This window comes from Pseudoalteromonas sp. NBT06-2 (genome assembly GCF_002276045.1).
Lineage (GTDB): Bacteria > Pseudomonadota > Gammaproteobacteria > Enterobacterales > Alteromonadaceae > Pseudoalteromonas.
Window position 1 is genome coordinate 25,228 of the sequence record NZ_NQMR01000030.1, and the last position, 20,401, is coordinate 45,628.

Consider the following 20,401-nt stretch of genomic DNA (forward strand, 5'->3'; position numbering starts at 1 on the left):
TAAAATAAAAATTAACGTTCAAATACTTCTTTAGTTGCTTGCTGGTAGATACCTAACAGCTCTTTGCTATTAGTTGTGCAAGAATTAAGATCTCTTAAATGACCATCTTTTAGGCCATAAACCCAACCGTGAACTGTTAGTTCTTGCCCTCTATCCCAAGCATCTTGAACAATTGATGTTTGGCTAACATTCTTTACTTGTTCAATTACGTTTAATTCACATAAAGTATCTACTCGTTTTTCATAATCTTCAATTAAGTTTAATTTATCTATATGCTTTTCTTTAACATCAACAACATGCCTTAACCAATTATCAATTAAGCCAAGTTTTTCACCATCTAAAGCAGCCTTCACACCACCACAGGCATAATGGCCAACTACCATAATATGTTTAACTTTTAAAACTTCAACAGCATACTGCATTACTGACAAACAGTTATGATCTGTATGAACGACAACATTAGCTACATTTCTATGTACAAATAACTCACCAGGTAATAAACCTACGATTTCGTTTGCTGGTACACGAGAGTCTGAACAACCAATCCATAAATAATCTGGATTTTGTTGCATTGAAAGTACTTTAAAAAACTCAGGATTATCTTGAGTCGTTTGACATGCCCAGTGTCGGTTATTATCAAATAAATTTTTTAAATGTTTCATTTTATCCCCTGTAATACAAAAATAGTTAAATTTTATACGCTTGAATTAATATATTTCTTGGTGTCACTTGCTTATCACAAAATTGATTTACATAAACATGGTAACCATGGTTTTGTAAATACAAAGCGCGATCTAAAATTAGCCAAATTTCAATTGGTCTTCGAAACAAATGACGTACTAATTCGATTTTTTCAGTTATTTTCTTTCTTGCTTTCCCTTTTTGATAATAACTTTCAAAATCAATATTATTAGGTAAGTCTAAAGATTTTTTGTCTGCCGCCCACATACAAAATGCTTCAAAGTTAGTTGAAAACATACTTTTGCTAACCGATGGCACACTAATATATGTATCTGTACCCGTGACATCTCGCATTAACTGATCAAAACCTAAACGCCACTCTACCTCAATAGTGCGCTTTTGCGTGATCCGATCAGCTGCCGTAACCGTTTCTTGCAATGCTAATTTCAAGTCATAATTTGATAAGTTTAATTCACTCTGTAAGCCTTCATAACTCATCGCTTGATAATGTTCTGAGTCTTGCATTAAATGATAACAACAGGGTGAAAAAGAGAGTTTTTTTGTTTTAGATAAAACTGCTTGCCTCATTAAAGTTTGATGTAATTGGCCACAAGCATGTAATGCCACTGCATGCTGGTTTTGTTTAATTTGTTGTGATAAATCATCTTGTAAAACATCGGCCTGAGTATAGTCGATATTCATATGAAAATTTTTTGCCAAGGCAGTACCTTGATCACATAAGTGAGGCTGTATTTCAACACTATGTACTTTTTTAGTGCCTTTAAAGGCGAGCATGCGACCTAAATGACCTTTGCCTGCACACCATTCAAGTACCGGTAATTCTGTTTCATCAACAGCTGCAACAAATGATTTTAACTGAGCAAGTTTGCGACCTTTAATACCTGCCTCTAACCAAAATGGAAATTCCACTTCTTTTTTTACCATAGAAAAGATGTCAGTGAGTTTTTTAAGTTCAGGTAATAGCGGGATCACATCAGAAAAGTATACATAAGATAAATCTGGATTTTTTTCTAATTCTAGTAACTTTTCTGAGCTTAAATCATTAAGCTTATCGAATAACTGAGGCCATGGCAGTGTATTTTGAGAAAAAGCCAGTAACTGCCAATATTGACGAGTCGCAATTAAAATTTGATCTAACTGTTGAAAATGAGCGAGGTAATTCATAAAACGACATAACAAAAAACGATGGCTAATTATAGCAGCGATAGCAAGCATATGATCATTTATCTAGTGGAAAAAGTGACTTGATGGTAATTTATGAGTATTCGAGTAAAATTTAACTGTAAGTATGTATTGATCCTTTATAGACATTTTTGATTTATTTTTTAGGTTTGCCATTATTGGGCAATTTTTTTAGTGTCTGTGATTTATTTAACCAAAAACATCACCTTTAAATCACAATTAGTGATCACTTTAATTATTTGCGCTAGTGCATATTTATTATTAACACCGCAAATACCTAATCATCATTACGGTTACTTTAGAGGTGTATTGTTATTTTTTACTGATTTTATGCCTTATGTTTTATGGTTTTATGCTTGTTCCTTATTAAATGATGATTTCCACCCTAGAAATTGGTCTTTAGCTATTCTAACCTGCTTAATCGGTGCGCTTTTATGGATGCTATACTTTTTCATTTTCTTACAAGGGAATGGCGCATTTCACCAAATAAACCATGCCATTGAAGCTGTTGTTTTAGTCCACATTCTTTATCTTGTATTAAAAGACATTAACGATGATCTCATAGATAACGCCGGAAGATTCGCATGTTTATTGTGTTATTGACTACTTTTTATGGCTCAATTTTAGTGCTGTTTGAGCTAACAAAAAGTACTTTTGTACACACCTCTATTTTTAGTTTAGCTAATTCTGCTTTAATATTTATTGCTACCAATATTTTTTATTTAGTTTTATTAAAACAATATAAATCACAGCAAGAAATACATAAAACGAATGAAGTACAACCAAAAGAAATTAAAAATACTCAGCTAAAGACAATCAACCTTTTTCAAGCTGAGTTAGATAAACTAAATTTATTTATTGAAGAAAAAAAATTTACTGAAACAAATTTAACAATCAAAAAATTAGCCATTAATTTATCAATTCCGGAACATCAGTTAAGGGAGTTAATAAATCAACAATTAGGGTTTAAAAATTTTTCATCTTTTTTAAATAGCCATAGAGTTCCTGCAGCTTGCTCACAGTTTCAGGATATCAACAATATTAGAAAGCCTATTTTAAGTATTGCCTTAGATCTTGGTTATGGCTCTATTGGCCCATTTAACCGTGCTTTTAAAGATATTGCCGGTAAAACACCAACGGAGTATAGAAAGCAATACATAAAGCCTTAATATATCTAGAGCCCAATGAAATAGATTAATCAAAACTAAAATACTCATCTCCATTTTGAAAATGACGAGTATTTTTCAAAATCGGCAAGACCTTTTAATGCCAGTAGTGACATGCTCCAACTCAGATGAATACATCATCGTTATAGAATATATAAAGGAGCATCACTTGAAGCATTTACTTAATTTTTTACTTTTGATCATATTACCTTTCGCTTTTATTCCTCAAACGAAAGCAAACAATACGCTTAATAAGCCATTAAAAATCATTGTCGGATCGGGTCATTTTTTAATGAAAGGTGGTTATGGTCATGAAAACGATATACTTAATATTTTTTACTATAAGCCAAAAGCGTTTAACGCCGATTCACAAGTTTTGATTGTTATTCCTGGCGCTGCTCGCAATGGAGATGATTATCGTGATTCTTGGATTGAAGCTTCCAATAAATACAACGTATTAATCCTTTCACCTTCTTATAGTGAAAAGAATTATGATTTTTCAAATTATCATATGGCAGGTTTAATTAATAACTTTAAATTTAATAAAAAGCCTAAAAAAGTAAAATACAATAAACGTTATGTCTTAAAAATAAATGATGAAGATATTAGCTTCAAACCATATAAAGATTCAAAAAACTTAATTTTTAGTGATTTTGATAGAGTCTTTGATATTGCAATAAGCACCTTAGCCACAAAACAAACGCAATATGACATTTTCGGTCATTCTGCAGGGGGGCAAATTGCACATAGACTCGCTTTATTTAAACCAAATACTAAAGTTAACCGTATTTTAGCATCTAATTCAGGATTATATACCCAAGCCACTTCAAGATGTGAGGTTCAGGACTGCTGAGCAATTCATGATCTAGGCGCATCTTTGCATTAATGGTTACTCCCTTAAAAAAAGATGGACCGGCAATATGCTCCTGCATTGCTCTAGTACCTACATCCATGCAGGCAACAACGAGCATGATTTGCTCAGAAGTCCCTGTAAGGTTGGTTTATAAATACTTTATGCAGCGTTATTGATTTTGAAAAGGGAATAACCATGTTCTTCAATCAATGCCTTGCCTAAAGTATTTCTAATTCCAACTGAATCCTGCATCTTGAAGTGGTTTGGGTATATACGGCACCTGTGTTTGAAACTAAACTGCCTTTTGGCATTCAGGACGCGCTATTGTCTGAACAAGATTTAAAGGAAGCCTTTCAAGAAAAGTTAACTTTATTTATTGGTGAATTGGACAATGGGAATGGCACTGGAGGCACTTTATTACATTCTCCAACATTAAATAAACAAGGACTCCACCACTATGCACGTGCGCAATATTTTTATAAAACAGCAAAAAAAGCAGCCAAAGATTTAAAGACACCAATTAAGTGGCAATTAAAAATCATTCCTAATATTGGTCATAACTATAGATTAATGGGAAAAGCTGCTGCAGAGCATTTATATGCAAACTTATAAACTATAAATTATAATTATTAGGTTATTCATGTTAAAAAAATCAATTATAATCTTTAGCATCATATTCAGTGGGGTTAACATTGCCAATACCCCTTCTAAAAAACAACTATTAGAGCAAGTATTAAGTACTATCTGTGATTCTCATAATATCCCTGCACTTTCAGTTGCGATAATAGATAAAGGAAAACCAATGTATAGTGCCGGATTTGGCTATTTATATTGTTCATCACAGCCTGTTACTGAACATACTTTATTTAGAATCGCCTCCATTACCAAACTATTTACTGCCCAAGAAATAATGCAGCTTGTAGAGCAAAATAAAGTTAAATTAGATGATGATATCGCTCAATACATTAATTTATTTTCAGGAAAAAATATAAAAATAGTAGATCTACTCACCCATACATCTGGATTAACTGATGTGATAAAGCCTGTCTCTTTTGTAAATAAGCACAACTTTGATACATACCTTAAACAAAGTTTGGCACTCAATAATACAGCCAAAAATAAAAGCTTTAATTACGCAGATCTAAATTTTAATATTCTAGGTAAAATCATTGAGATAGTTTCAGGAAAAACTTATAACAATTACATCCATCATCATATTTTCAGAAAAATAGGATTAACACATTCAGGCTTTAGATTAGCCACAAACAACTTAAAACCAGATGTTCACCCAAGTTATAATTATGGTTTTATTTTTAATGCACCAATAAGACCTTACGATATGAATTACTTACCAAGTGAAGGACTTATTTCATCTGTTGATGAATTATCAAAATGACCATTAAGCACTTTAAATCATGATGAACAACTATTAGCAAACACCTCATTTCAAGAGATACTCACACCCATAAGAAAAACATCATGGGGAAAAATAGAAATGGGATTAGGTTGGCAAATATATACAAAGAACGACAAATTAATTGCTCAACACCTAGGTTCCATTACTGGGTTTAAATCTTTACTAATTACTTACCCAGAAACCAAACGCGCCATTATCATACTTGCTAACGCTAAAAATGTCCCTAGATGGCAAATAGCTGAAGTAATCAATGCGATTATTGATAATGAGGAATATGCATTACCAAGCTCTGAACAAGGGAAATATAAGGCATATATTTTACTTTCGTGTGCCGCTTTATTATTCATTTTAGTCTGGTTAATACCAAAGATTACACGTAGAAAAAACCCATAAACGGATAATTATGACTTTAATATCTAAACAGACTATCTAAAATAGCCCATTAAAAATGGGCTACTGGAAAAATTTCTATTTAGTCTTTCAATAATGTAGTCAGATCCTCTAGCATTCTTTCGTCTCCCATTGTATTTTCAAGAATCAATTTTACTTTTGGATCTTCGGTATTTTCATATAGAAACAATAAATTTTTAGCTATTTTCTTTTGTTTATTAGGGCTAGAACCAGATTGGAAGTATTGAGACATTAACCCCTCAGCTGCAAGGCTTTTTACGTAATCACTTGGCTCTTGCTCAAGCATTTTAGTAAATGATTGTGATAACCTTTCATCTACTAAAGGTGTTCTTGAAACTAGTTCTAGCGCTTGCAAACGAAGGCTTTCATCTTCCATATTGTTTGTCATATCTAAAATGGCTTCAACAGCTTGGTAATCATACTGTTTCAAGCTTTTTTTGTTAAGTATGTACATATTCATCTGTAACTGGCTAATTGCAGCCAAACGTTCCGCAGCCGATAAACTATCATTCAATATTTTTTGCTTTAATTCATTACTCACTTGATGTGCAAAATCAGAATCTGTTTTGATTCGTAAATCATAATCTTCCGGTAATTCTTCTAAAAATCCATAAACAGGGTTCTCGGCTTTCATCTCATCAATTTTTTTTTGTTCATGCTTTTCAATCAGTAAAAAAACCACAGACTCAAGCGCTTGTGGATCTTGTTCTGAAACTTGAGCTAGATCTTGTAAAGTAAAAGAGCTAATACGCGCTTCTAACGTAGTTATACGCGCTAGCAAGTTGGTCATTTCTTCATCATTATTAAGTGCTGTATCTTCAGAATCACTCATAACCTGTAATTGCTTATTAGTGTTATCAATGTGATTACTTTGTGCATGTGTAAATATTTTAGTCGCATCATTTGTAACGAGATTAGTTTGAATCAAATTCAATCCAGAGAATAGTATTGCGAGTATTGAACAAAAAAGAGAGAGATTGAGTTTAAATGAGGACATAGCTGACTTTGACCATTTATAAAAATGCTAATTTTACAGCCTAGTAAATATATTGCTGTAAAAAATTGTTTATTTTTCAAAAGAACACAAAGGGGCTAAAAAATCACGCTATAAAATATAGCGTGATTTTTAAGTAAAAGAAAAGTTTAAACTGTATTATTGGCGGCTAAAAACCTGTGATAACAAGGGTTATCTGTTTCTTCCTGATAAACATAAGCCAGTTTATCTAAATGTTGCTTAAATTCATCCATATCTTGCTCTGCAATTTCAAAAGCAGCCAATACATTGCCTATGGCAGAACCATGATTTCGGTAATGAAATAAACTGATATTCCAATTAGCACCTAATGTATCTAAAAAGCGTTCTAATGCACCTGGGTGCTCAGGAAACTCAAACCTAAATAACTTTTCAATCAATGGGCTACAAGGCTTACCACCAACCATATAGCGAATATGAAGCTTAGCAAGTTCATTATCAGATAAATCAATAAAGTTATATTCTTGAGAAGTTAACTGTGATTTCAACTCATCAAGTTCTTGCTGGCCATTTCTTAACCCTATACCCACATAAATTTCAGCTACATTACTATTATCATAACGATAATTAAATTCAGTAATGGTGCGGCCATCGAGTGCTTGGCAGAATTTCTTAAAGCTGCCTTTTTCTTCATCGATTGTGACTGCTAAAAGTGCTTCATTCTTTTCTCCAAGCGCAGTGCGTTCAGCAACATAACGCAAACGATCAAAATTAAGATTTGCACCCGACAGCACTGCAGCTAAGTTTTGACCTTTTACCCCTGTATCTAAACACCATTTTTTAAGACCAGCTAATGCTAATCCACCAGATGGCTCTGCAACTGCCCGCGTAGATACAAAAATATCTTGCATTGCCGCACATATTTCATCACTTGATACTGTAATCACCTTATCGCAAAATTGTTGCGCTAATCTAAAGGTTTCAGTGCCAATAATTTTAACAGCTACACCGTCAGCAAAACTGCCAACACGGTCTAACTCTACAGGTTTTCCAGCTTTAAATGCCGCTTGTAAACACGCACTTTCTTGAAATTCAACAGCTATCACCTGAATTTCAGGGTTAAGTGATTTAATATAAACTGCCATACCAGCCAGTAAACCACCACCACCAACAGGAATAAATACCGCATCCAAATTTGGTAGTTGCTGCATTAATTCACGTGCAATGGTTCCTTGACCAACAATGACATCAGGATCATCAAATGGCGGTATAAAAATAGCCCCTTCCTTTTCAGCTAACTCTTTTGCGTAAGCATTGGCTGCATCAAAGTGATGACCATGTAAAATGACTTCACCACCTAAACTTTTTACTGCATTTACTTTAATTTCAGGCGTGGTATCTGGCATAACAATTGCCGCAGTATGGCCTAAGTGACTTGCACTTAATGCAACGCCTTGTGCATGGTTGCCAGCTGAGGCTGTCACTACTTTTGAATTAGCTGGTAGCTTTTTCAGTTTATGAAAAGCACCACGCAGTTTAAATGAATACACGGGTTGCTGATCTTCACGTTTAAGCCAAATTTTATTTTCTAGCTTTTTGTCAAGACTAGTAACTGGGCTGACATCAGTTAGCTTAGCTAAAGGCGCCATATTAGCTTGGATGATAGCTCTGAAATAATCTAATTCTTTACTGACCATTTTACATTCCTAAATAAAATTCCCCCTGAATCACTTCCGCTTCGCGGAAACAGGGATTTTTATGGGTATAGCTGCGCTATAAAAAGCATCACCAATCAAATAGAGAGTAAGTACATTTTCAGCCTTCCAGACATGACATTTCAGTTACTCTGCTGCTTAGCTCTAAACATGTAAAGATCGACTTATAAACGTACTCATAACCTTTATTTTGATAAGCTTTCAATAAATAATAAAGCTCACCACCCAGTGGTATTAAGAAAGATGCGTAGCAGATTTATTCACTAAATAAGCTCATCTAATTTAACGATATCTCTTACTGCGCCTTTATCTGCACTTGTTACTAATAATGCATATGCTTTTAACGCAGGGCTTACAACGCGATTTCTATCTAATGGTTTGTAGGCCTTTTTGCCTCTGGCATCTTGTTTTTCACGACGTGCCGCTAACTCAGTATCAGAAATTTCTAACTTTACACCTCTATTAGGGATATCGATTACAATAGGATCACCATTTTCAACTAATGCAATCACACCACCCGCAGCAGCTTCAGGAGAGGCATGTCCAATAGATAAACCTGATGTACCGCCAGAAAAACGACCATCAGTGATCAAGGCGCACTTCTCAGCTAAGCCCATAGATTTTAAATAGCTTGTTGGGTAAAGCATCTCTTGCATACCTGGTCCACCTTTTGGACCTTCATAGCGAATAACAACAACGTCACCCGCTTTAACTTCTTCATTTAAAATGCCATCAACAGCATCATCTTGTGATTCATAAACTTTGGCAGGGCCTGTAAATGTCAACATGTCATCAACGACACCCGCACTTTTAACAATACAACCATCAACAGCAATATTTCCGTACAACGCACATAAACCGCCATCTTGTCTAAAGGCATGTTCCACACTGCGAACACAGCCATTTTCACGGTCAATATCAAGCTCTGACCAGCGACATTCTTGACTCATACCTTTAGTTGTACGAATACCTGCAGGGCCTGCTTTATAAAACTTCTGTGCTTTAACATTATCAGGCTTTGTTGCATCCCATTTATTAATTAAATCACCAATGCTACCACCAGCAACATGCTCACAAGATAAATCAAGTAAACCCGCTTTACCTAACTCATTTAAAATTCCCATAATACCACCAGCACGATGCACATCTTCAATATGGTATTCAGGTGTTGCAGGTGCTACTTTACATAAATAAGGCGTTTTAAGAGAAAGTTCATTGATATGCGTCATATCAAAATCAACACCCGCTTCTTGGGCTGCAGCTAATAAATGTAATACCGTATTTGATGAACCACCCATAGCAATATCAAGTGTCATTGCATTTTCAAATGCTGCACGACTGGCTATATTTCGTGGTAATACCGCTTCATTATCTTTTTGATAATACTCACGACATAAATCTACAATACGTGCCGACGCATCTAGGTATAACTGCTTACGATCTTTATGAGTAGCTAAAGTAGTACCATTACCTGGTAATGCTAAACCTAAGCCTTCTAATAAACAGTTCATTGAATTTGCAGTAAACATACCAGAGCAAGAACCACATGTAGGACAAGCAGAGCGTTCAACTTGTTCGGATTGTTCATCACTTACTGTTGGATCAGCCGCTTGTACCATGGCATCCACTAAATCTAATTTCACATCGATTGACGCTAGCTTAGTTTTACCGGCTTCCATAGGGCCACCAGATACAAAAATCACTGGAATATTTAATCTAAATGCAGCAAGCATCATACCTGGGGTGATTTTGTCACAGTTTGAAATACATACCATGGCATCGGCACAATGGGCATTTACCATGTATTCAACTGAATCAGCGATTAAATCTCTTGAAGGTAAGGAATACAGCATGCCACTGTGACCCATTGCAATACCATCATCTATTGCAATGGTATTGAATTCTTTTGGTACACCACCCGCTTCAGTGATAGCATCGGCAACCAGTTCACTTAATTGATTTAAATGTACATGACCAGGAACAAATTGAGTAAATGAATTTACAACCGCAATAATTGGTTTACCAAAATCATTATCTGTCATACCTGTCGCACGCCATAATGCTCTTGCACCTGCTCGCTTACGACCTTCTGTTGTAGTTGCACTTCTTAATTTAGTCATCATTTACCTCAATTCATTTCTGTAGCTTTTGCCACATTTCCTCATACCCAACTTCTTTCTTTATTTACCACGCAGTGGTTTTTATAAAGATGCGTAGCAGATTTATTTGTTTATATATTCTAACCAACCATACTTATCTTCAGATTGACCTTTTACTAAGTCAAAATAAGCTTGTTGTAATTCTTTTGTGATAGGTCCACGCTTACCCTTACCTACTTCAATACGATCCACACTTCTTACCGGAACTACTTCTGCAGCTGTTCCTGTCATGAAAAATTCATCGGCTAAGTATAATGCTTCGCGAGCAATAGACTCTTCACGTACTTCATAACCACGCTCTCGTGCTAATGTCATTAAAGTATCACGTGTAAGGCCAGGTAAAATACATGCCGTGGTAGGTGGCGTATAAAGAATGCCTTTTTTGATTACAAAAAGATTTTCACCGGCACCTTCACTTAAATTACCATTTGTATCTAATGCGATACCTTCTACATAACCATTACGTTTTGCTTCACCTGATATCAACTGTGACGACAAATAATTACCACCCGCTTTTGCCGCTGTTGGCATAGTATTAGGTGCTAAGCGATTCCAAGATGAAATACATACATCTACGCCCGATTCTAAGCTTTCATCACCTAAGTATGCGCCCCACTCCATTGCTGCAACTGATACTTCAGCAAGGTGAGATTTAGGATTTAAACCTAAACCAACATTGCCTAAATAAGCAAAAGGACGTAAATAGGCATTTGTTAAACCATTTTCTCTTACTGCGTTTTTACACGCTTGAGTAATTTCTTCTAATGTATAAGGAATTTCCATGCGATAGATTTTAGCTGAGTCATATAAGCGTTGAATATGATCAGTTAAACGAAAAATAGCCGGGCCATTAGGAGTATCATATGCTCTGACACCTTCAAATACTGAACTACCGTAATGCAAAGCATGGCTAAGCACACTTGTTGTCGCTTGTTCAGCTGGAACCATTTTACCGTTAAACCAAATTAGATTTGACATGACAAATACCCTTTATATTTTAATTTATTAAATTGCTTGTTGGTGATGCTGTTCAGCTAATTCCACCTGGTGAACATCAATTAATTTTGCTAATTGCAATGTAAGTAAATGAATAGGACGGTCACTATCAACTGTCATATTTACAAAATACTTATCATCAACGACCTCTAACTGTAGTTGCAATAAAGAAAAGCCTCGGTGACGTACAACACGTAAAAAACGCTCTACAGCTACACTTTGATTTTTTACTTCAACTTTTAATTGATGTTTCATTATTTAACCTCAGTAACCATTTGATCATTTGCTGCGCCTGGGGGGACAAGCGGCCAAACATTCTCTTGCTCATCAATGCAAGCGTGTAATATATAAGGACCTTTTGAATCAACTAATGCTTGAATTGCATCATCCACTTCACTTGCTTTAGTAATCGTTTGACCTTTAATGCCAAACACAGCCGCTAAAGCAACAAAATCAGGATTATCAGAAAGAATAGTCTCACTGTAGCGTTCTTCAAAAAACATTTGTTGCCACTGCCTAACCATGCCTAATCTTTGATTATCTATTACTAATATTTTTACTGGTAAATTATTACGACGTATCGTTGCTAGCTCTTGTATATTCATCATAATAGAACCATCACCTGACACTGTGATGACAAAATCATCAGGACGTGCAACTTGCACACCGATTGCTGCCGGTAAACCAAAGCCCATAGTACCTGCGCCACCACTACTTAAATGGTTTCTAGGACTATTAAATTTCATGTGCTGCGCGACCCACATTTGATGCTGACCCACATCACAACACACCACTCCATTACTAGGCATTGTTTGACTTAATTTATTTAATAAGTAAGGGGCAAATACCTTTTCACCAGGGTAGTCATAACGCCAAGCATGTTTCACCATCATTGATTTCATATGCGTTAACCAAGATCCATCAGTTTGCGGATGCGCTAATAAAGGCAATGAATCATGTAAATCTGCAATTAAAGATGCCTCTGCGGGTTTACGTTTACCCACTTCAGCAGCATCGATATCTAAATGGATGATTTTTGCATTTGATGCAAACTTACTTAAATTACCGGTAACACGATCATCAAAACGCGCACCTATACACACTAATAAATCGCATTTTTGCACTGCCAAATTTGCAGCTTGTCCACCGTGCATACCTAACATACCTAAGTCATATTCGTAGTCAGGTAATACTGAGCCTAACGCTTTTAAGGTAGATACAGCTGGCATACTAGTTTCATTTAAAAATGCCATTAATTTTTTTTGGGCGTCAGCAGCATGAACACCACCCCCTACATAGGCAACAGGCATTTTAGCTTCTTTTAGTAACTCGTTAGCTTTAGCAACTTCATTTAAGTTAACTTCAGGTTGATAATCGTCCGCAGCTAACCAAGGTTTAAAACTCACTTGTGCTAACTGTATATCTTTTGGAATATCAACCAATACAGGGCCAGGACGACCAGACGTTGCAACGTGAATTGCTTCCTGTAAAATTTCAGCTAAGTCTTCAGCACGTTCAACTAAATAACTATGTTTTGTTATTGCTAAAGAAATACCTAATACATCAACTTCCTGAAAAGCATCTGAACCAATAGCAGCTGTAGGTACCTGTCCAGTGATCGCTAGTAATGGAATTGAATCCATCATAGCATCTGCAATTGCTGTAACTAAGTTAGTTGCACCTGGACCGGAAGTCGCAAAACAAACACCTAACTTACCAGTGCTTCGGGTATAACCGATTGCAGAAAAACCAGCGGCTTGCTCATGACGTGTTAAGTAATGCTTAACTGGCGCACCATAAAGCGCATCGTAAATAGGCATAATAGCGCCACCTGGATAACCAAATACATCTTTAACGCCATGTTTAGCTAATAACTCAATTAATAACTCTGCGCCTGTCATTCTCAATCCCAACCCTGTACTAAAAAAAATGCTAACTAAAAATTTACAACCTAAAAACAAAAAACCCCTCGAACCGGTAGGTGCGAGGGGTTTTAGTTATTCTTGCTTAAATTACAGCACTAACCCGCCCCCGCGGTGATAATAATCACCACGATAATAATAATTTTGACGAGAGAGTTTGCTGTATTAAACATTAATAAATAATCACTTTTTTATAAAATTTATTTTTAAAATTTATTTTTAAAATTCGGTTAAAAAATAAAGGATCTTAATCTCAACTTTATTTACTGGCTAATTTTTAACTTTTTCAGGCTACTATGTCAAGATATAAATAATTTTAAATTCCACACCAATGAGCATAAAACCTCCCCCAAGAAACTAATTAAAGCTAAAAAATGAATTATATATTCAATACATACAAAGATATTAAAATCAAACAACCAAATTATTATCAAAACAATGCATATTCAGTTCTATTAAAATCACTTATAACTAAATCGTATATATTTAAATAATTTCACTTTACAATTTTAAAATTAGACAAGTGGTGCTATTTACTTAAAAATAACATTTTTGATTTATATAATAACAAAAAGGACTTCTAATGAAATCCATATTAAAACTCACTCAACTAAGCACACTATTCATTCTAATATGTTTTAGTGTTTCTACTTTTGCATCGCCTTCACTGTGGCTAGTAGAAAAGCAAGATTCACCTTTGACTAAATCATATATATTTGGCACAGTTCATGTTGGTGATAGCAGTATGGCAAAGCTACCCAATAAAGTGATAACAGCCATAAAAGAGACTGACGAAGTAATAGTTGAAGTGGATATTTCAAAGTTCACACCTTTTGAAATTAAATCGAAAACGATGCCTTTTATGATGCTACCAACAGGTAAAACACTAAAGACTGAACTTAAAACAAAAAACTATAAAACCATCGATAACTACTTTAAGAAAAAATCTATTGATATAAATCTGTTTAGTACCATGCAACCTTGGGCTGTTATGCTAATCATTACCCAAATGGAATATCAAAACGCAGGTTATAACGAAAACAATGGTATAGATAAACAAGTCATCGCATTTGCTAATAAAAATAAAATTAAAGTGGGACAACTTGAGACTTTAGAGCAACAACTATCTATCTTTAGTCAATTATCACCTTATAACGATGTTATGGTTTCAGATACATTTTCACAATTAAAGGACATGGGCGCTCATTTTGATCGCTTGATGAACAGTTGGAAAAACGGGTCATTAAAGGATTTAAATACTTACTACAAAGAAATTTTCACCAAAGATGAGTTTGGTAAATTAGGCGAAAAAGTCATGTTAATTGATAGAAACCAAAACTGGTTAACTCAACTAACGCCACGATTTAAAAATGAATCATTATTTATCGCTGTGGGTGCATTACATTTAGCCTCCGAACAAGGGTTGATTCAACAATTAAGAAACCAAGGTTATAAAATCACTAAAAAATAATTTAACTTTATTTAAACCCTTTTTAAAAAACCTGCGTCTAACTTATTAAGCGGCTAGAAAGCCCAAAAATAAGTTAGAAAAAAGGAATAATAAAATGAAAAAATCACTTATCGCTTCAGGTATAATCGCAACTATCTTAAGCTCGTCAGTTATTGCTGATTCACAAAAACGTATTGTAGAAAATCTAACATTAACAGCAGGTCAAAGCTTAGATATTAAATTCCCAGTAGGTAGTGTTGATATTGAAGTTGTTGATGGCGATCAACTTGAAATAGAAATTGAGTTAAAACCACAAAACTCTAATTGGAATAGTTGGTTTTCTTCAAAAAAAGATTTGAGCAACATTAAGCTTGATAAAAATATTAATAGTTCACATGTCACATTAGAAATTGATGAAGATGACTTAAATCAAGAGTGGCACATTAAAATACCTCGTTCAGCAGAGATAGATATTGATTTAGGTGTTGGTAGTGTTGATATAGATAACCTATCAAATTCAGCGGAAGTAGATGTAGGCGTAGGCTCTGTTGTAATTGATACAGATACTAATGACTTTAAACGTATTGATTTAGAATCAGGTGTAGGCGATACACGCATTTCAGGTTTTTCAGGCGACTCAAGTCAAAAACGTCAAATGGTAAGCTCTTCTAGTGCATACACAGGCTCAGGGTTATACCGTATTGAAGTAGAAGTTGGCGTTGGTGACGTAAAAGTAAGTAACTAATACCATTTCCGATAATTAAGTAACCATAGAATATAGTTATCCAAAGCTCCTAACCAAAAAAACCAGCATTAGCTGGTTTTTTATTGCCTGCAAATCAAGTTATAAATTATCTTTGTATTTTCGTAATAAGGGTAATGAGTCAATTAACATTTCAGCTAATGTAGTGAGCTCACTTTTAGATAAAACCTCTTCATACATCTGTTGCTCATATTTTTGACATAAACTATGTAACTCTATTAACCCCACACCGTGTGCTGCACCTTTAAATTTATGTAATAAATCTTTTTGTTCTATTGAAGTCCTTTGGCTCAGTTCAGCTATAAAAGCTTGTGCCTGCTGCTCAAATAAACTGACCAAATGTTTAATTTTATCAATGCCCAAATAAGGTAAATCATCATTTAAAATCGTTTCATCAAACAAACCTTGTTTATCCCTTATCACCATCTCAACAGCTTGCTCTTCAGAATTAGTCATGACCTTTTGAATTGCAGGTATTAAACGTTTCATTTGCATTGGTTTAGCAATAAAATTATCAAACTCCTGAGCTATAAACTTTTCGATATCTTCTTTAAATACATGCGCAGAAACAGCAATGGTTTTCAACTGATAATCTTGTTGTATAGCCAGTGATTTAAGCGCTTTAGATAGTGTAACGCCATCGGTATCTGGTAAATTTATATCTAACAAAGCTAAATCAAAGTCTTGCTTATGGATTTCATCTATTGCACTTTTACCATCAGATACAGCTATGACGTCATGACCTAATTTTTCAGTTAACCCAACCGCTACTTCTAAGTTCACTTTATTATCTTCAACAATCAAAATATTTAACTTGCGCATTATATTTATTTTGGCCGGTAGTAACTCTTGTTGTTTAGCTATTAACGTTTCAGGCGCATCTGGTAATGCAATTCCAAATGAAAAACAACTACCTTGATGTTCCTCACTTTCAATCATGAGTTCACCATCCATAGCCAATACTAAACGCTGACAAATCGCCAAACCTAATCCAGTGCCTGTTGTGGTGCTGATATTATCAACTTGGCTAAATGCCTTAAAGATCTGTTGCTGTTTATCTTTTGGGATCCCTACGCCTGTATCTGTTATTGAAAAACTTATATGGGATAAGCTTTCAGCCATAGAGATAGCTAAAGTGACATTGCCTGAAATAGTAAACTTTATCGCGTTATTGATTAGGTTAATAATTACCTGTCTAAGCTTGCCTAAATCAGCCATAACCCACAGTGGTACATCAGGGTTTAGTTCATACTGTAAATTAAGCCCTTTGGTTTGTGCGCGCGGCATCATTAGACCTATGATATCGTGAGCTAATTTTTCTAAATTTATCGCTCTTATTGATAATGAAATATGGCCAGCTTCAATTTTTGAGTAATCTAAAATATCATTTAATATATCTAATAAATTCTCGCCAGAACTTAAAATGGTATTTGCATAACCGAGTTGCTGTGCTGAGAGCTTAGTATCTAACAGCAGCTCTAAAGTACCTATCATGCCACCCATAGGCGTACGAATTTCATGACTCATATTAGCTAAAAATACCGATTTAGCGCGATTAGCTTCGCCATGTGCTACAGCTTCTCGATTTAATTTAGTATTGCTCTCATTTAATGCTTTTGTGCGTTCTATTATTAAATTTTCTAAATTTTCTTTATGCTGCCTTAACTCTTTTTCCGTGACAATTTGTTGCTGCTCTAATTCCTGCTTTGCAAGGGCATTTGCTCTAAATACCTCTATTGCTTGAGCCATTTTACCTAGCTCATCCACTGAGTCGGAGTCAGGTTTTACAGTCAAATCTCCAGATGCAATATCTTCAATAATACGAGTATGACGTATTAGCTGATATACTATGCCTTGATATACCACTTTCCACATCACGCCTATCACAACTACAAGCGACAAAATAATTGAGCTGAAAAATATGTATTGCGACCATAATACTAGCTGGCTATGTTTCTCACTGGTGCTTTGAGCAGATGCAGTTGTTTCTTTTATTAAAAAGCTTATTCGTTGATTAAGTCTAGCTAGCAGTACTGAAATTTGTTCGTTTAAAACATAACTTTGTTCATCCAACTGCAATATTTGTTTTTTGAGTTTAAATAACTCATCCAATGAACTTAAATGTTCTAGGGCTGAACTTATTTGAATTAATCTATTTGGATCTGCGATTGATCCCGTTAATTTTTTTATAATATGAACATAATAAAACTGCTGTTTATTCAATTTTTCAATTTGAGATGTCCTTTGTGCATCTCTCGCTAAGTCAATTACTTGCTTCAACTTCGAACTATACTGCTGTAATGCAAAAACCTTATCTAATTGATTTAAATCTTGCTCAATCACCTTATCTAAAGATTGGTAAAGTATTTCTTTATCAACCGATAGTGCAATCAAATCATACAACCCCGCTAACCTCACTTCAGTGAAAGTATTTGCATTCGCTATTTGCGATTGAGATGCCTTAGAAATAACCTTAATTGCTTTATTGGCTCGCTTGAATTGCTTTGCTATCTGTTGTTTTTTATCAATTGCTTGTTGCGCGTAGCTATCAAGCAAATCAATATCAGTAATGAGTTCAACCTTCCTTTCTCGTAAATATAATAAACCTTTATCAGAATATTCAAGTACGTCTAAGGACTGCATTTTTTGTTCTATTTGCTGATTAAGTTCTGCTAAATATTTACTTTGCTTTTGTCGCACACTTTGACTTTCTGCATTTTTTAATAACGCTGTGGCATGGGTTATTTTTAAACTGACATTAGCCAGTTCTCGCGCACTTGTTAGACTAGGAATGGTTTGTTGACTTATATACTCCCCAGTATTAGCAATCAAATTTAGGCTATACCAAGAGATCAAACTCACAAATAACAATAAGCCTGTAATAAAACTAAACGCGAATAAAAGCTTGCTACCTATACTTTGATGAAACTGCAATGTAAGCTCCTAGTGTATCCTTTTGTTAATCATATCAGTGGCTTTAAATATGTTTAAACACATTTGTATTTTTATTCTTTTAATTATCTCTTTACCTATAATGGCACAGGAAAAAACATCTAAATTGCGTGTTTGTGCTGTTTATCCTCACTTAAAAGATTCATATTGGCTGAGCATTAACTTTGGCATGACCAATCAAGCCAAATTAAAAGCAATTAACTTAAAGGTATTAGAAAGTGGCGGTTACAATAATCATGATGAACAATGGCAACAAATTGAAAAGTGCCTAACCTTTAAAGCCGACGCCATTTTGATTGGCGCGATTTACTTTGAATCTGTCAGTGAACAATTAGAATTAATCAATCTAGATACTCCTATTTTTGGTTTAGTAAATGAGCTTTCAGCCACCAAGTTAGTAGCAAGTACAGGTGTATCTTGGTCACAAATGGGCTTTAAATTAGGTGAATATCTAGCAAAAAAACACCCAAAAGGCTCAAAACCAGTAACACTCGCTTGGCTTCCGGGTCCTAAAAGTGGCGGCGGTACACCACAAGCAAGCCAAGGGTTAATAACTGCGCTTAAAAATAGCTCAGTAGAATTAGTCACAACCCAATATGGATTAAACGAAAAAATTTCACAGTTTGCTTTAATTAATCAAACCTTAAAAAACTATCCAAATATTGATTATCTGGCTGGCAATGCAGTAATGGCTGAAATGGCGATCAGTGAAGTTGCTAATTTAACAACTCCTAAGAAACCTCAAATTTTGAGTCATTATTTTAGCCATGGCGTATATCGCGGTATTCGTCGAGGAAAGATATTAATGGCCAATTCTGATCAAATGGTTAATCAAGGTAAAATGGCTATCAATCAGGTTGTTGATTTTTTACAAGGAAGAGATGTTAAATATAACCAAGGGCCTGAAATACTGAGCTTAGATCAAAACAACATCAATAACTTTGACGTTGCTTCTTCTTTATCACCTAGCGATTTCAAGCCTTTATATTCTGTTGGAGATACTCACTAATTGTAAATTAAGTGAGATCTGCAGCAAACATATAACCTTCACCATGAACTGTAACTAAAAATTGCGGATATTTTGGCTGCGCTTCAATTTTATTACGTAACCGACGAACCAGTACATCTATAGTACGATCATTAGGATCATCAACTCTGTGGTCTATTAAATTTAATAAACGATCACGGCTTAATACGCGCCCAGGATGTGCAATAAAAGCGACTAATATTTCATATTCTGCTTTGGTTAATTTAACTGGCTCGCCATCATTAGTGAGCTTACGTTTTGGAATATCAAAGCGCCAATCTCCAAAGTGAAATGCATCATTTTCTACTGCTTCAACAGTTGGTTCTGGTAGTATTTGCGCTAATGATACTCGCCAAAGTAAGTTTTTAACCCTTACTAATAACTCTCTTAACTCAAAGGGTTTAGTGACATAATCATCAGCACCCATTTCTAGGCCTACAATTTTATCAATAGAATCTGTACGTCCAGTCACTAAAATAATACCCACATTAGATTCAGCTCTTAATTTTCGAGTTATGGTTAAACCATCTTCGCCAGGTAAGTTTATATCTAACATCACTAAATCTATGATGTGATTTGCCATGATATCATCTAACTCATCTTTATTTTGTGCTTCACTAACTTGATAACCTTCATGTTGAAAGTAACCAACTAATTTAGCTCGTGTAATAGCTTCATCTTCTACTACTAAGATGTGTTTATTTTTCAACTTA

20 protein-coding genes are annotated in these 20,401 nt (G+C 34.8%); 9 read left to right on the forward strand and 11 right to left on the reverse strand.

From position 1 onward, the window contains the following. Nucleotides 1–11 precede the first annotated feature (11 nt). Entirely contained in the window at nucleotides 12–662 is a 651-nt protein-coding gene (can, locus tag CJF42_RS08360) for a carbonate dehydratase (protein WP_095366245.1), read from the reverse strand. A 25-nt stretch (nucleotides 663–687) separates the two neighbouring features. Then, nucleotides 688–1,866: a methyltransferase gene (locus tag CJF42_RS08365; protein ID WP_095366292.1), complete on the reverse strand. Its 1,179-nt coding sequence runs from the start codon at nucleotides 1,864–1,866 to the stop codon at nucleotides 688–690. 192 nt (nucleotides 1,867–2,058) lie between these two features. Between CJF42_RS08365 and CJF42_RS08370 the strand changes: the two genes are divergently transcribed. From CJF42_RS08370 to CJF42_RS08380, 3 genes are all read left to right on the forward strand, one after another. Next, on the forward strand, nucleotides 2,059–2,487 hold the full coding sequence (locus tag CJF42_RS08370) for a hypothetical protein (RefSeq protein WP_095366246.1): 429 nt from the start codon (nucleotides 2,059–2,061) through the stop codon (nucleotides 2,485–2,487). Next, nucleotides 2,469–3,053, forward strand: a complete 585-nt coding sequence (locus CJF42_RS08375; protein ID WP_095366247.1) for a helix-turn-helix domain-containing protein — start codon at nucleotides 2,469–2,471, stop codon at nucleotides 3,051–3,053. The genes CJF42_RS08370 and CJF42_RS08375 overlap by 19 nt, the downstream gene beginning before the upstream one ends. Before the next feature lie 166 nt (nucleotides 3,054–3,219). Further along, nucleotides 3,220–3,903, forward strand: coding sequence for a hypothetical protein (locus tag CJF42_RS08380; protein ID WP_095366248.1), 684 nt, complete (start codon nucleotides 3,220–3,222; stop codon nucleotides 3,901–3,903). Here CJF42_RS08380 and CJF42_RS27345 read toward each other — a convergent pair. Then, nucleotides 3,848–4,021 carry a hypothetical protein gene (locus tag CJF42_RS27345; RefSeq protein WP_170940533.1) on the reverse strand — a complete coding sequence of 58 codons (174 nt, stop codon included), beginning with the start codon at nucleotides 4,019–4,021 and terminating at the stop codon, nucleotides 3,848–3,850. The genes CJF42_RS08380 and CJF42_RS27345 overlap by 56 nt on opposite strands. A 206-nt stretch (nucleotides 4,022–4,227) precedes the next feature. On the opposite strand from CJF42_RS27345, the gene CJF42_RS08390 reads away from it, so the two are divergent. The 3 genes from CJF42_RS08390 (at nucleotide 4,228) to CJF42_RS08400 (ending at nucleotide 5,713) form a co-directional block, all read left to right on the forward strand. Further along, nucleotides 4,228–4,515, forward strand: a complete 288-nt coding sequence (locus CJF42_RS08390) for a hypothetical protein (protein WP_095366249.1) — start codon at nucleotides 4,228–4,230, stop codon at nucleotides 4,513–4,515. A 28-nt stretch (nucleotides 4,516–4,543) separates the two neighbouring features. Then, the gene (locus tag CJF42_RS08395; RefSeq protein WP_095366250.1) at nucleotides 4,544–5,299 is read left to right on the forward strand and encodes a serine hydrolase domain-containing protein; all 756 of its coding nucleotides are present in this window, start codon (nucleotides 4,544–4,546) and stop codon (nucleotides 5,297–5,299) included. Nucleotides 5,300–5,398: 99 nt separating this feature from the next. After that, nucleotides 5,399–5,713 (forward strand): hypothetical protein, encoded by a 315-nt coding sequence (locus CJF42_RS08400; RefSeq protein WP_095366251.1) that lies wholly within the window; start codon nucleotides 5,399–5,401, stop codon nucleotides 5,711–5,713. Between the two features lie 79 nt (nucleotides 5,714–5,792). Here CJF42_RS08400 and CJF42_RS08405 read toward each other — a convergent pair whose 3' ends face one another. From CJF42_RS08405 to ilvG, 6 genes are all read right to left on the reverse strand, one after another. Then, nucleotides 5,793–6,659 carry a hypothetical protein gene (locus CJF42_RS08405; protein WP_252097563.1) on the reverse strand — a complete coding sequence of 289 codons (867 nt, stop codon included), beginning with the start codon at nucleotides 6,657–6,659 and terminating at the stop codon, nucleotides 5,793–5,795. A 215-nt stretch (nucleotides 6,660–6,874) separates the two neighbouring features. After that, nucleotides 6,875–8,401, reverse strand: coding sequence for a threonine ammonia-lyase, biosynthetic (ilvA, locus tag CJF42_RS08410; protein WP_095366253.1), 1,527 nt, complete (start codon nucleotides 8,399–8,401; stop codon nucleotides 6,875–6,877). 281 nt (nucleotides 8,402–8,682) lie between these two features. Beyond that, nucleotides 8,683–10,539 carry a dihydroxy-acid dehydratase gene (ilvD, locus tag CJF42_RS08415; RefSeq protein ID WP_095366254.1) on the reverse strand — a complete coding sequence of 619 codons (1,857 nt, stop codon included), beginning with the start codon at nucleotides 10,537–10,539 and terminating at the stop codon, nucleotides 8,683–8,685. Nucleotides 10,540–10,641: 102 nt separating this feature from the next. Next, a complete protein-coding gene (locus CJF42_RS08420; protein WP_095366255.1) occupies nucleotides 10,642–11,556 on the reverse strand; it encodes a branched-chain amino acid transaminase in 915 nt (304 codons plus the stop codon). 27 nt (nucleotides 11,557–11,583) lie between these two features. Further along, a complete protein-coding gene (gene ilvM, locus CJF42_RS08425; protein ID WP_095366256.1) occupies nucleotides 11,584–11,829 on the reverse strand; it encodes an acetolactate synthase 2 small subunit in 246 nt (81 codons plus the stop codon). Then, nucleotides 11,829–13,475 carry an acetolactate synthase 2 catalytic subunit gene (gene ilvG / locus CJF42_RS08430; protein ID WP_095366257.1) on the reverse strand — a complete coding sequence of 549 codons (1,647 nt, stop codon included), beginning with the start codon at nucleotides 13,473–13,475 and terminating at the stop codon, nucleotides 11,829–11,831. Before ilvG ends, ilvM begins: the two co-directional genes overlap by 1 nt. A 604-nt stretch (nucleotides 13,476–14,079) precedes the next feature. Here ilvG and CJF42_RS08435 point away from each other — a divergent pair. Both CJF42_RS08435 and CJF42_RS08440 read left to right on the forward strand, forming a co-directional pair. Next, entirely contained in the window at nucleotides 14,080–14,967 is an 888-nt protein-coding gene (locus tag CJF42_RS08435; protein WP_095366258.1) for a TraB/GumN family protein, read from the forward strand. Between the two features lie 94 nt (nucleotides 14,968–15,061). Beyond that, nucleotides 15,062–15,691 (forward strand): toast rack family protein, encoded by a 630-nt coding sequence (locus CJF42_RS08440; RefSeq protein WP_095366259.1) that lies wholly within the window; start codon nucleotides 15,062–15,064, stop codon nucleotides 15,689–15,691. Nucleotides 15,692–15,790: 99 nt separating this feature from the next. Here the strand turns inward: CJF42_RS08440 and torS are convergent, their stop codons facing one another. Beyond that, complete coding sequence (torS, locus tag CJF42_RS08445) at nucleotides 15,791–18,643, reverse strand: TMAO reductase system sensor histidine kinase/response regulator TorS (RefSeq protein ID WP_095366260.1); 2,853 nt, start codon at nucleotides 18,641–18,643, stop codon at nucleotides 15,791–15,793. A 49-nt stretch (nucleotides 18,644–18,692) separates the two neighbouring features. Between torS and torT the strand changes: the two genes are divergently transcribed. Beyond that, nucleotides 18,693–19,670 carry a TMAO reductase system periplasmic protein TorT gene (torT, locus tag CJF42_RS08450; protein WP_095366261.1) on the forward strand — a complete coding sequence of 326 codons (978 nt, stop codon included), beginning with the start codon at nucleotides 18,693–18,695 and terminating at the stop codon, nucleotides 19,668–19,670. 7 nt (nucleotides 19,671–19,677) lie between these two features. On the opposite strand, the gene torR is transcribed toward torT, so the two are convergent. Beyond that, complete coding sequence (torR, locus tag CJF42_RS08455) at nucleotides 19,678–20,397, reverse strand: two-component system response regulator TorR (RefSeq protein WP_095366262.1); 720 nt, start codon at nucleotides 20,395–20,397, stop codon at nucleotides 19,678–19,680. Nucleotides 20,398–20,401 lie beyond the last annotated feature (4 nt).

What these genes read in the sequence shown, in the direction of transcription:
- can (WP_095366245.1), bottom strand. Translation starts at nt 662, where the DNA reads ATGAAACATTTAAAAAATTTATTTGATAATAACCGACACTGGGCATGT.
- CJF42_RS08365 (WP_095366292.1), bottom strand. Translation starts at nt 1,866, where the DNA reads ATGAATTACCTCGCTCATTTTCAACAGTTAGATCAAATTTTAATTGCG.
- CJF42_RS08375 (WP_095366247.1), top strand. Translation starts at nt 2,469, where the DNA reads ATGTTTATTGTGTTATTGACTACTTTTTATGGCTCAATTTTAGTGCTG.
- CJF42_RS27345 (WP_170940533.1), bottom strand. Translation starts at nt 4,021, where the DNA reads ATGCTCGTTGTTGCCTGCATGGATGTAGGTACTAGAGCAATGCAGGAG.
- CJF42_RS08395 (WP_095366250.1), top strand. Translation starts at nt 4,544, where the DNA reads ATGTTAAAAAAATCAATTATAATCTTTAGCATCATATTCAGTGGGGTT.
- CJF42_RS08400 (WP_095366251.1), top strand. Translation starts at nt 5,399, where the DNA reads ATGGGATTAGGTTGGCAAATATATACAAAGAACGACAAATTAATTGCT.
- ilvA (WP_095366253.1), bottom strand. Translation starts at nt 8,401, where the DNA reads ATGGTCAGTAAAGAATTAGATTATTTCAGAGCTATCATCCAAGCTAAT.
- ilvD (WP_095366254.1), bottom strand. Translation starts at nt 10,539, where the DNA reads ATGACTAAATTAAGAAGTGCAACTACAACAGAAGGTCGTAAGCGAGCA.
- CJF42_RS08420 (WP_095366255.1), bottom strand. Translation starts at nt 11,556, where the DNA reads ATGTCAAATCTAATTTGGTTTAACGGTAAAATGGTTCCAGCTGAACAA.
- ilvM (WP_095366256.1), bottom strand. Translation starts at nt 11,829, where the DNA reads ATGAAACATCAATTAAAAGTTGAAGTAAAAAATCAAAGTGTAGCTGTA.
- ilvG (WP_095366257.1), bottom strand. Translation starts at nt 13,475, where the DNA reads ATGACAGGCGCAGAGTTATTAATTGAGTTATTAGCTAAACATGGCGTT.
- CJF42_RS08435 (WP_095366258.1), top strand. Translation starts at nt 14,080, where the DNA reads ATGAAATCCATATTAAAACTCACTCAACTAAGCACACTATTCATTCTA.
- CJF42_RS08440 (WP_095366259.1), top strand. Translation starts at nt 15,062, where the DNA reads ATGAAAAAATCACTTATCGCTTCAGGTATAATCGCAACTATCTTAAGC.
- torT (WP_095366261.1), top strand. Translation starts at nt 18,693, where the DNA reads ATGTTTAAACACATTTGTATTTTTATTCTTTTAATTATCTCTTTACCT.